General features: G+C 28.7%; 9 protein-coding genes. 1 reads left to right on the top strand and 8 read right to left on the bottom strand.

The window, feature by feature from the left end:
* Positions 1–35: 35 nt before the first annotated feature.
* The 8 genes from M6G78_RS04015 to M6G78_RS03980 all read right to left on the bottom strand — a co-directional run bounded on the left by M6G78_RS04015 (position 36) and on the right by M6G78_RS03980 (position 8,090).
* Positions 36–551 carry a hypothetical protein gene (locus tag M6G78_RS04015; RefSeq protein ID WP_253229674.1) on the bottom strand — a complete coding sequence of 172 codons (516 nt, stop codon included), beginning with the start codon at positions 549–551 and terminating at the stop codon, positions 36–38.
* Positions 552–638: 87 nt separating this feature from the next.
* Positions 639–2,069 (bottom strand): HAMP domain-containing sensor histidine kinase, encoded by a 1,431-nt coding sequence (locus M6G78_RS04010; RefSeq protein WP_253229673.1) that lies wholly within the window; start codon positions 2,067–2,069, stop codon positions 639–641.
* Positions 2,056–2,751, bottom strand: coding sequence for a response regulator transcription factor (locus M6G78_RS04005; protein ID WP_253229672.1), 696 nt, complete (start codon positions 2,749–2,751; stop codon positions 2,056–2,058). Before M6G78_RS04005 ends, M6G78_RS04010 begins: the two co-directional genes overlap by 14 nt.
* Positions 2,752–2,895: 144 nt before the next feature.
* Entirely contained in the window at positions 2,896–4,131 is a 1,236-nt protein-coding gene (locus M6G78_RS04000) for a hypothetical protein (RefSeq protein WP_253229671.1), read from the bottom strand.
* 357 nt (positions 4,132–4,488) lie between these two features.
* On the bottom strand, positions 4,489–5,121 hold the full coding sequence (locus M6G78_RS03995; RefSeq protein ID WP_253229670.1) for a DUF4230 domain-containing protein: 633 nt from the start codon (positions 5,119–5,121) through the stop codon (positions 4,489–4,491).
* Between the two features lie 126 nt (positions 5,122–5,247).
* Positions 5,248–5,988 (bottom strand): ABC transporter permease, encoded by a 741-nt coding sequence (locus tag M6G78_RS03990; RefSeq protein WP_253229669.1) that lies wholly within the window; start codon positions 5,986–5,988, stop codon positions 5,248–5,250.
* A 2-nt stretch (positions 5,989–5,990) separates the two neighbouring features.
* On the bottom strand, positions 5,991–6,404 hold the full coding sequence (locus M6G78_RS03985) for a MerR family transcriptional regulator (RefSeq protein ID WP_138269238.1): 414 nt from the start codon (positions 6,402–6,404) through the stop codon (positions 5,991–5,993).
* A gap of 318 nt (positions 6,405–6,722) precedes the next feature.
* Entirely contained in the window at positions 6,723–8,090 is a 1,368-nt protein-coding gene (locus tag M6G78_RS03980; protein WP_253229668.1) for a GDSL-type esterase/lipase family protein, read from the bottom strand.
* Between the two features lie 514 nt (positions 8,091–8,604).
* Here M6G78_RS03980 and M6G78_RS03975 point away from each other — a divergent pair.
* Positions 8,605–12,984, top strand: a complete 4,380-nt coding sequence (locus M6G78_RS03975) for an InlB B-repeat-containing protein (protein ID WP_253229667.1) — start codon at positions 8,605–8,607, stop codon at positions 12,982–12,984.
* Positions 12,985–12,996 lie beyond the last annotated feature (12 nt).

The raw sequence follows: 12,996 nt of genomic DNA, 5'->3' as shown, positions 1-12,996 counted from the left end.
TTAAATTTACAATACGGTTTGTTACATCGTTTTTTTTATTGATAACAAGAACCGTCTTGTAATTTCATTCCGCCTATGCCTTTACCTTGCCCTTGACCGCCGTTACCGGCTCCATTACCACTACCATTGCCACGTCCACTACCGTTTCCGCTGCCATTTCCGTTTCCAAGTCCCAAACCTAAACCAAGATTTTGAGAGTTGCTGCCGCTGCCATCACATGTTGCTTGATTTTCTTTTATTTTGTTTAAAATATTTTCGGCTTCTTCTTTTGTTAAAATACCTTGCTCAACTTTTTCATTTAATATTGCTTCTTTTTGTTCTAAGTTAGCCTTTTTAAATTGATCTAATACTCCGTTTTCTTTTGCAATTTCTCCAAAAGTCATATCTAAATTTATTTTTTGTTCAATGATTGTTTCTACTGTTTTATTTGTTAACTTTGCAATAGCTTCTGCCTTTGCATCAAATTGATTTGACGCAAAAATCGGTGTTGAAAAGCCAAAAATAGATAGAGTTAATAATGTTGTTGTAATTATTTTTGTTCTTTTTTTCATTTTTATATCCTCCATATCTTTTCTATGGCTATATAATACAAAATAAAAATGGCAAAATTATGTCTTTTCTATTTCTTTTTTAAGTTATTATTTTTTTAATGTAAATATAAATTCTGCTCCACCTTTGTCTGCATTTTTTGCTTCTAATATTATATTATGTCTTTTTGCAATTTGATTTGCTATTGCAAGCCCAAGTCCGCTTCCTGTTTCATTTTTCTTATCATATGTTTTATAGAATTTATCAAATATATGAGGCAGGTGTTCTTCGTCTATTCCTTCTCCATAATCTCTTATGATTATTTGATTATTTTTAAATGTTACATCAATACAGGAATTTTCTTTAGAAAATTTTATTGCATTATCTAAGATAATAAGAAACATTTGTCTTAATCTTTCATAATCTCCATTTATTTCATATATGTTATTTTCTATCTCTTTATTTATTGTAATGTTTTTATTATTTGCAATTTGCATTGCGCTTCTTACTACATCATTTATTACATCTGTTAAATTAAGTTTGCTTATTTCTATTTTAAAGTCGGTGTTTTGAAGTCTTGCAAGGTCCAATAAATCTCCCACAAGTCTTTCTAAAAATTTTGCTTCAAGAAGCATTTGTTTGTAGTATTCTTGTATTTTATCTTTATCAGTAATTACATTTTCTTGTAGTACCTCTAAGGAACCTCTCATTACGGTTATAGGGGTTCTAAGTTCATGTGATATATTTGCTATAAAATCTTTTTGCATTTTATCCAGTTTTTCACTTTGTTTGTCTGCTTCTTCAAGTCTTTTTGCAAGTATGTCGAGAATTTCTCCCAGTTCTCCTATTTCATCATTTTGTTTAATATTGCATCTTGCCGTATAATCGTGGTTTGATAAATTTGATGCAACTTCTTTCATTTTTGATAGAGGTTTTGTAAATAGTCGAGAAAGAATAAAAGATAAAATTATTACAATAATAAGAGATATGATAATACTAAATGCTAAAATGGTAAGGGCCTGTTTTACATCTCTTGGTATTTCATCTATATTTGATGAAATAAATACAGCTCCTGTTATTTCGTTTTCTTTTTGAATTGGTACTCCAACCGTTATATTTGTTTGAGAATGGTTGTCGTTACATTGTTCTATACTTGTGTTTTCTCCGTTTAGTACTTTATCAAGTATAGCCTCTGCATTACTTGGTAGGGTAGAGGTATTGTAGTTATCGCTTGAATGTCCCATATTTTTATTGATTAAATTACCGTTTGTATCTACTACCCATATGCTTGATTTTGATACTTTATCTATAAATTTTATATATGCACCATATCCTCCCATTCCTCTTCCGTTTCCGATACTTTCTTCGCCTGATAATACATCACTTAAAGCGGTAGCATATTCTTCCATTTGTTCTTTATGCATATTTATAGCATAATTTTTAAAAAGGCATAAGAATATGCCTGCTATTATTATTGAAAAAATTAAAAGGGCAATGGTAAAATTCAGTGTTAACTTTATTGCTATTTTACTTTTTTTCATTTTCTTTTACCTCAAATTTATACCCTACACCCCATATGGTTGTTATGTCCCAGGAAATATGTTCAAATTTATCTATTTTTGCTCTTAACCTTTTTATATGAGAATCTGCTGTTCTGTTGTCTCCAAAATAATCATATCCCCATATCATATTTAAAAGCTGTTCTCTTGAAAATACTTTGTTTTGTGCTTTACATAATGTCCAAAGTATTTCTATTTCTTTTTTTGTAAGGGGTAATTTTTCATTATTTATATATGCACTGTATGTGTCCATATCTATTTGTAAATTATCAAAGGTCAAACATTGTTTTTTATTTTCCTTGTTTTCCACTCTTCTCATTATTGCCTTTATTCTTGCCATTACTTCTCCAAGAGAAAATGGTTTTACGATGTAATCATCTGCTACTATTTCAGGCCCCATTATTTTTTCAAAGTCTTCACCTCTTGCTGTAATCATCATTATAGGAACATTTGATGTTTTTCTTATTTCCCTGCAAACAGAAAATCCGTCTTTTTTAGGCATCATTACGTCAAGAAGAATTATATCCGGTTTTTCTTCTTCAAACTTTACGAGGGCATCTTCTCCGTCAAGGGCGATAATAGTTTTATAACCTTCATTTTTTGCATAGTCTTCAAGAATTGATGTTATTTGTTTGTTGTCATCGACTATTAATAATTTATTCATATTTTTTCTCCTTATATTTATACAATTTAATTATATATGAAAAATTTGTTTTTTTTATGGCAAAATTAAAAGTCCTATTTATTCATTATTTGTAAAAAAATACACCTATGAAAATCTTTATAGGTGTATTTTTATTTAAATAAATTAGATTTTATTTTTTGTAAAATTCTTTTTTATAATTGTTAATATTAATAACATAGAAATAGATATTATCGATACACTAATCCAGCTTTTTATATTTGATAAATCAGAGGTGTTAGGGGAGGAAGTGATTTTGTTATTGTCATTATTTGATATACCATTATTTGGTTTATTATTATTTTCTTGATTGTTTTCTCCTTCACCTGAATTATTATTGTTATTATCATCAATATCTTTCTTTTTAAATATTATCGTTGCGTTAAGTTCTGCTCCATTTTCTTTATATGTATATGTTATTGTCATACCGTCTGTGATGTTTTGAATGATCCCGTTATTTATTGTGCCGCCTTTTATGTTAGTAATATTGTCAGGATTAATATTTGTATCCAAGTTTCGTAAATCGTATGTATCAGCGGTATTTACATCAACTGTAACAGCTCTTTGGTTTTGTGTATTAATATCTTTATTATTAGTTAAATTACTATGTAATGATATCATTTTATTGCTTGTTATGTTTACATTATCTCCTGTTAAATATGGTTTGTTTGACAAATCAATGGTTATAATATCTGTCCCATAGCATAGCAATTGCTTTAAATTTGGATTATTTGACAAATCTAATTTTTTAATTGGTGTTGTAGATATCCAAACATATTCTAATTGTTCGTTATTGGAAAAATCAATTTCTGTCATTTCTCCTATCAAATACGTAAAGTTTTTTAGGTTTATGTTATTTGATACGTCCAATGTATTAAAATTATTTGCTCCGCATGTTAAGTCTTCTAATTTAACGTTATTTTCTAAATTTAAACTGTTAAGCTTATTATCAAAACAATCGAGTCTTGTTAATTCTTTATTATTCGAAATATTTAAGTTTGTAATTTTATTATGTAGGCATAGCAGGGTTTTAAGTTTTGTATTTTGCGATAAATCCAGTGATGTTATATTATTATCTCTACATGAAAATACTTCTAAATTAATAAAAATTTCTATTCCGTTAACATTTTCTATAGACATACCGTGAATATCTATTTTTTTTACTTGTTCTGCTTCTTCTGTAGAAATTTCATTATCACCATCTAAATCGAAATTATTTAAAACATAATTTCTAAAATTATTATCGGTAAATTTATCAATGTTTGATGCAAATGCTGTTGTTGTGAAGTTTAATGTTAAAACTATTGTTAATGATACAAATATACCCATAAATGTTATTATTTTTTTGTATTTTGTGTTCATAAAGTTGCTCCTTTCTTTCTTATATTACGTTTTTTAGATACATATTTTTATAACGATGAATTTTTATATATACTATTATTACATAAAAATAATAATTTTGCTTAAAAAAATTGTAAAAATTTGGTATTTATATTATTTTATGCAATAAAAAAACAAAGTTTTGAGGCTTTGTTTTAATTTAAATAATAATGTATATTATTATTGTCAATATAAGAATCTAAAGTTTATGTTATATTTTTTATTTCCTTTATTAATTAGTTTTTTTATCTTGTAAGAAATAATATAAAGTAGAATATAACTATTACTAGAACAATTCCTTTAATTATTAATTTTATTTTATTTTTCATATTTACTCCCTTATTTGTCAATAAAAACTATTTTATATTTATTTAAGTCATATACATTTCCAAAAAAACTTTTTAGCATAGTTTCTGCATTTTTTCTTGCGTTATCATATAGACCGTTTTGTATTGCTTGTGTTTGTGCTTCACTTTGTAATTTTTTCAGTGCTTGGTTATTTTCGCTTAAGGTAATTTTATTAAATATACTTTCTTCTTCATGGTAGACTTTAAATGAGTCTAAATCTATTTCGCTGGATAAAATTTTAACCTCGGGTAACTTTACTTCTATTGTATCATCTTTAATATCCCATTGTATCTTTCCAAAGTCGTATCCTGCTTTTATGGTAATGTTGTAGCTGTATATATATTTACTTTGAGTAAAAGGAATTTTATTTCCAAATAATTCTCTTGAGGAATCTGTTACGTTTATTTGTGTGCAATATGCAGATTGTGTTGCAAATTCTCCAATATTTTCAAATCCTATTTTTGTTGTTTTGCTATCTGTAATAAAAGTATCTTTTATTCCTATTGCTATAAAGCCGGATGCAATAGCAACGATAATTAGTATTATAATTTTTTGCATTAATGGATTTTTTAATATTTTTAAAAGTTTATTATTTTTCTTTTCTTTTTTATTATTCTTTTCCATAAATAAAAATTCTCCGTGTTAATTTCTATAAACATTATACAATAAAAGTTATATTTTTTTACATAAATTGACAAGGAATAGCTTATGTAATTTTATAGGATATGGTTTAAACCATATCCTATTTTTTTAATTTGTTTCATTTTCGTTTTTTAGATTTTCTATATCTTCTTTAAAACTTTGTAACTTTTCATTTGCTCTTTCCATATCTTCTTCCCATATTTCATTACCTATATCTATATAAAGATTATCTATATCACTTTTTAAATCTAACCATTCATCATATATATCTGAACTTGTATCTGACCACATATCATATTCTTTTGATGCCATATGATACCATTTTTCATATGATACTTTGTCATAGGCATTTTCTAACACTCCATCATAATATGTATCATACATATTTTTTAAAACTCCATTATCAATTTCTTCATATACGTCATCAGCTGCATCTTCATATATAATTTCATATAACTGTTCAAGTTTTTCGTATTTTTCATCACTTGATAAATTTGAATTGACGATACTTTGAGTGTAAGAAAGGCTGTATTCTCTAAGTCTTATATTTAATTGTTTTTGTGTGTTAGATATGTTTATGTAAAATTCTTGTACTTTTTCTCTGTTTTTACTGTATTTTCCATATGTATTTATTTCATTCTTTAAAGTCTCAAAGTCGTTGTTTAGCTTTGTAATAGTATCGTTAATATCATTATTCACTTTTTCTTTTAGTTCTTCAGAGGTATCTATTTTTTCAACCCAATTTAAATTGCTTGAATTTGTAGTGTTAGATATTTGAGTATTACAGCCCGTTAATGTTAATATTAATAATAATATTAGTATGTATACAATATATTTTACCTTTTTCATAATTATTTCTCCTTTACTTCTTTTATCATTGTATCTTTTAGATTTAAAATATATTCCTTATATGATATGGGAAGGGGAATATTGGGAAGAATTGGAAAGTTATTTGAGTTTATCCATTCTATAAATTTTATTTCCTTTTTTAATTCTTTTATTTCTTTTTTCATTTCCTCCTTTCTTTTTTTGAGGTAAGCATTTTGCTTATTTGGGGTGAGGATTAGTATTTCCTTTATTTCTTTAATTTCAAAATTCATTTCTTTTAATATTAATATTTTCCATATTTGCTCTAAATCTTTTTTTTGATATAAACGGTGATTATCTTTTGTTCTATGAAGATTTGTTAAGCCTTCATTATCATAGTACTGTAATGTCCGAATACTTACTCCCGCAATTTTACTTACTTCTTTTATTTTTTTCATTAAAGTTCTCCTTTCCCCGTATCCCTAGCATACTGTATGACGTTTTCGTCATAGCAATACCCTAATTACGGTTGTAATTAATATTTGTTCATAAAAGAGCTTGTAAAATTCGCGAGGAAAGTTTATGCATAAAAGAGCTTGTAAAATTCGCGAGGAAAGTTTGTTCATAAAAGGGTTTGTAAAATTCGCGAGAAAGTTTGTCCATAAAATGAATTGTAAAATTCGCGTGATAGTTTAAATTATTTTTTATAAAGGTGTAAAAAATGCAAAAAAAAAAGAGATAACTTTTGTTATCTCTTTTTAAAAGGAGAGGTTTGATTATTGATATTTCTTTTTAATTGCGGTTGTTAGAACTGTTATTGAAAAACCGCTTACAATCATTAATAATACATAAGGCATAACATTGTTTTCATCAGATGTATTTGGAGTATTGATATTTTTATCTTTTTCTTCTTTAGTATTGTTGTTATCACTTGTATTTGTATATGCTGTTGTTTCAATAACAGTATCTATTGGTATTATTTCTGAGTAAAATCCGTTATATTCAAGTTGTACTGTGAGATTGAAGCTTCCTTTAGTTCCTTTAACATTATCTTTTGTTCCTTCTTTTGCAGAAGTAAAGTCTAATATTGTTACGTTTACTTTCATCCCATTAGGTAAAACAGGTTTTATTTGGTTTTCCACCCATGTTTTTGCTTGTTGTTTTGTTTTAACTTCTGATATTGATGTCGTTTTTAATTCATCCATTTCCATAATTTTCATTAATGTAGGATTTAATAAATTAAGAGCTTCGTCTTGGTCTTTAACGAATTGTAATTCATCAATTTTTCCCGCAATCATATCGGTTATTAACTCATGTCCATATGCATTTGGATGGAAATCAAGGTTTAAATTTAATGGAGCTTCGAAGCTTGCATTGCATGGATTTTCATTAGCATCATTAAATCTTTCATATACATCTGCAACCGCAAATGTTGAAGAGCTTGTATTTACTTTCTTAATAACTTGATTTAATTGTTGTACTCCTTGTTCAAAAGTTGTATTTATTAATTCCAATGTGGTTGCCATGGAAGTTTCTTGTCCTTGTTGAGGAAGGAATTTATATGGATTATACTGTGTTGTAATAATTATCCATGCATCAGGATTATTTGTTTCAATATAAGAGATTATATCATTTAAGTTATCTTTAAAATTAGAAAGGGCGGTTTTTGCTTGTGGTGAATCCATGAACGTACTAATTTTTCCTGCTGCAAATAAAATTATAGTTAAATTTCCATTATTAAGTTCTTCTTTTATATAATCTCCGTTATATGAAGTTGCATTTTCAGAGTTATATTCTTCTGCCAAAAAATCATACAAGGCATTCATTAAGTCATTTCCGCCTATTGTAAGTGTTATTACATCGGCATCTTCGATATCTGATTTTAATGAATTACTGTTTAGTTTATCAAGTAGGCTTTGGCTTGTTTCGCCATTGTCTGCCTTGTTTGTTAAGTTGTATCCGTATTTGTCTGTAATCTGATCAACGAAGCCGTTTTGTGACAAACCGTATCCTGTTGATATGCTGTCTCCAAGTGCAAGGTAGTTCTTTTCGCCTGCCGCTTTTATTTCATTAGGTATAAATGAAATTACAAGGAAGAAAGCAAGGGAAAAAGATAATATTTTTTTTATTAAGCTGTTTTTCATGTATGTTTCTCCTTTAATTGAAAATGATGATTTTATGTTGATAATATTATATCTTAAATGAAAACTTTACACATCCTCCGTTTTTAAACAAAAATGGGGGATAAAAAAGATTATTTTTTATTATTTATAAATATACTTTTTCTTTATATTTTTATGGCTTGCTTATATTATTTTATTATTAGCTATTATTTGTTTTACTTTGATTTTAATTTTATTTAATTATTAATATCATTTTCATTTACATAAATTTTTGTATGTTTAATGTAATTAATATTTTTTGTTTTTTCATCCTTTTTTATTAATTTTTTATAATGTTACTTTTATTAAAAATATGGCTATATTACCCATTTTCATGCGAAAATGTAGGATATGAAAATACTTTTTTTTTGGGTATAATTTATGTAATGGTATACATTGTATTTTTCTTTAACACTATGATTTAAATAAATATTTTAATAAATAATATTTGAAAAAAATGTTTATCATGTTAAATAGTTATAGGGAGGGTATTTATATGAAGAAATTTACTAATAGATTAATTGCATTATTGGTTACATTTTCTTTGGTAGTATCCATGATGGCGAACTTTAATAATTCTATTGTGTTCGCTTCATCAAGTGAGGATACAAAGACAGAAACAGATATACAAAATAATAATCAAACATCTAATAATGGTAATATATCTATTACAAAGAATTCTGATAATTCTTCTAATGTAGATATTAATTCTTATTCTGATACAAAATATTCTTCTGAAATAACGAATGTAGAGGTTGATATTTCTAATAAAACCATGATCATAGAGTGGTATGGTCAGGCAAGTAAAGTTGTTATTGAGTTTTATGATGAAGAATTTGACGGTGAAAATGATGCGGCTTCTCGTTTGATTTCAAGGAAGACACAAGATGTTACATCTTCTGCGACAGAGATTGTAAAGACTAATGTTTCATATGAAAATGACAGTTCTATTCCTATGTATTTTATATTAAAAATTTATATGCTTGATGAAAAAGGGAACGTTGCTTCTTATGATTTTCTTTCTAATTCATATACAAAAGATATTTATGAACTTAGGAACATGACCGCAGAGAATTATAAAGACGAGGGAGATCGTTTAATTGATGTTGATAAGGTTGCAAGCGATGATGAAGAACTAAAAGATAATGATACTTTTATGGTTCTTAAGGATGATGTTATTTTAATAAAAGAAGAAAGTGCTTCTGAAGAAGGAACTGATAGTTTACAGGTTAATATTGTTCCTACAAATGATGAAAACTCTCTTATGTTTTCCCTTGGAAATGTTGATTCTAAACTTGCTGATGAGTTAAATAATATAGAGGGAAAAACTCCTGTTTTTGTAATTGATAAATCATCTGAATCTTCTGGTGTAAAAACTAATTTTTATATGCTTAACATAAATAGTGCGCAAATGGATGATGCAAACGGTGCAATTATTTATGGGGAACATTTGAATGCAAACACAGATGAGGGAGAAGTCGAATATTCTAATTTACAAACTATATTTGAAGCTTATAAAGGACATACTGAAAAAGAGTATTCAACTTCCTTTTCTTTACCTCTTGCTTCTTATGGAACAATAAGTGCAAAACCACAAGGAAAAATAACCTTTGAATTATGTATTGATTTTGGTAAAAGTAATATATGTGCAATCTCCTATGAAAATGACTTGCATTGCAAAGATACTGAAATTGACATAGATTCTCCTTCGATATTTTTTGATGTTCCCATTCTTCAAGTTCCAATAGGTTTACCTGGTTTAATTGAATTTGATGTTGGTGTTAGTGCCAGAGTTTCCGGAAGTGCATCAGGCGGTGTAAGGTTCGATTATGATTTGAACTCTGGATATGAACTTGGACTTACAAATAAAGGAAGACCATTTGTAAACAATAAGTCTAAGGGAAGTGATACTAAGTTTCAAGGTTTTAGTCTTACAGGAAGTATATTTACAGGACTGGCTTTTGGTGTTTCCTTTGAAATAGTAAAACTTATTTCATTAAGTGCAGATGTTGAATCCGGCTTTGATATTTCTGGAACTTTAAATTCAGGACACTACTTTGAAGAAGAAAAAATATATCATGCATGTAAAGATTTTGAATGTATTGACGGAGAAGTTAGTTTAAAACTTTTAGGGTATAGCTTTTCCATTAATGTACTCATGTTTAGCAGAGGGCTTGCGGGAAATATTCTTCCGCCTCAATTGATATGTAATTTATATTACTCCGGTACATACAAAACATCAGGTCGAACGGAGTGTCCTCATAAAGGATATAAGCTTAAAGTTCATGTTGTAGATCAAAATGGAAAGAGTTTATCCGATGTAGATGTTTCATATCCTAATGATGATACGCAGTTTGAATCTTTAAAAGAAGGAAAGACAGACGCCGAAGGTTATGCTGTTATATATGTTCCTGAAGGGACTTTTGATATTACTGCGGATTTATATAAAAGTAATTTAAACCATCATTTTTCTTCGGTTGCTAGTTTTGTTGAACTAGGGTTTGATGAAGAAAACGGGGATTTATATAATTCTGAATTAGAAATTGAGATTGATATGAGTTATAATACCGTTTCTTTCCATGACTTGAATCAAGAGGGAAAAGCAAGTAATATGCCAAGTAATGTTTATACATATCCGGAAAGTACTTCTACGGTAATTCCTGATAATATTCCTACAAAAGACGGGCATGTTTTCCTTGGATGGGATACTAATGAAAGTTCAAAAAACGTAGTATATAAACCGGGAGATAAAATAGAGGCTACGAATGATATAAGGCTTTATGCTGTATGGGCATATGATTCATATAATGTTAAATTTGATTCCAACAAACCAAAAAATGCTTCAACTGAAATGTCAGGAAGTATGTCAGACATGACTTTAAAATACAATGAAAGTACAAGTCTAAGTGCAAATGCTTATTCACTTCCAGGATGGAGCTTTAAAGGCTGGAATACAAAAGCAGACGGAAGCGGAGACAGCTTTACTGATAAGCAGGAAGTAAACAATTTATATGGAGCGTCTGTTAAAAATATTACGTTATATGCACAGTGGGAGCCAAAGACTTATACGGTAACCTTTGATGATGAAGAAGGACATACAAAAACTCAAGAAATGGTATTTGATACTGCCGAAAAATTAGAACCTTGCACTTTTACAAAAACAGATAATATATTTACATATTGGTCAACTCTTGCTTTTGGAAGCAAGTATTTAGATGAATCTTCTGTAGTAAATTTATGTAATCTAGATAGTAACGGAGATCCTGAGGGTATAACACTTTATCCGAATTGGGTTGAAGCGGATAGTGCTGTAATATTAATTACAGATAATGGAAAATCAGTGGATACAAATAATCCAGAAAATGATATTACTTTAATAAATTATAATACAGGTGAAGAGTTTAACGGTGTATTTGAACATATGGAAAGCGGAGTTTATGCAATATCTGATACTGCTGCTATACCTGAGGGAACCTACAAAGTTAGATTCAGCGGTGCATTGGAAGGATATGATACAGATGATAGAACAATAGAAGTTGATACTCCCGGTGGAGCATATAACTTTAATTATTGTACTGTAAGCATATCTTCAGACGATCATGCAACCTCATGGATAGAATCTAAAGGAAATACAACTAAAGAAAAAGTTTTAGTTGGAACACAGCTTGAAATAGGAACAGAGGTAGATGAAGGGTATACCTTTGAAAGTTATACAGCTGTTGGAAGTACTCCAGGATTTGAAAAGGATGATCCTACAAAGGCTAATCAAACTATAACCGTTACAGGTGAAGTTCAAATTGATGCTCATCCTTTGGCAAATTTATATACAATCCAGTTTATTCCTAACTTTGAAAATGGAGGTCCTACAATAACTCAAGATATGGTATATGATGAACCTCAAAATTTATTTGCAAATCAATTCGTAAGATATGGATATGAATTTGCAGGATGGACAGAGGGAGAAAAATGGAGCGGTGAAGAAAAATTATATGCCGATATGGAAAGTGTTAAGAACTTAACATCTGAAAATGGCGGTAATGTTAAATTATACGCACAGTGGAATCCTGTTCAAACATTTATTAAATTTGATGCTAACGGCGGTGACGGTTCAATGCTTGATCAGACCACTTATTATGAAAATAACACTAAACTTATTCCATGTGAATTTACAAGAGAATATTATGACTTTGTCGGTTGGAATACAAAAGCCGACGGAAGCGGAACTTCATATGCTGATGAAGCGGAATTTATTTCTAATAATGGAGAAAAAAATTCTACTATTACATTATATGCACAGTGGAAATTAACGGACTATAACATAGAATATGATTTAGGCGGAGGTACCCTTTCAAAGGCAAATCCAGTTACTTATACATATGAAACAGATTCTTTCAAACTTAATAATCCTGTTAAAATAGGATATAACTTCATAGGCTGGACCGGTTCTAACGGAGATACTCCTGAAAAGGATGTTACGGTTAAGAAAGGTTCAAGCGGAGATTTGAAATACACTGCAAACTGGGAACCAATAACTCTTACTATAACCTTTGACCCTAACGGAGGAACCTGGGCTGACGGTTCAAAAGGTAAGAAAGTAATAACTGCCGAATATGGAAGTACAATTACAATACCTGATGCTCCTAAGAAAAATGGTGCAACTTTTGAATACTTTGAAGGTTCTAATAACAAATACAGTTCAGGTCAAAAAATTAAAGTAACATCTAATCTTGAATTTAAGACGCACTGGTCTACAAACAGTAGCAGTGCAGCAACGGGGGATAATAACGATATTTCAGGTTTAATCTTCCTAATGACTATTTCTGTTATCGGTATAGGACTAAGCATAAGAAACATTAGAAGACAAAGAAAAATCTAATAAAAAACAGAA

It is taken from the genome of Anaerofustis sp. NSJ-163, assembly GCF_024135845.1.
In the GTDB taxonomy this organism is placed as follows: Bacteria; Bacillota; Clostridia; order Eubacteriales; family Anaerofustaceae; genus Anaerofustis; species Anaerofustis butyriciformans.
The sequence above is the reverse complement of the archived record's forward strand: the minus strand, read 5'-3'. Positions and strand labels throughout refer to the sequence as shown.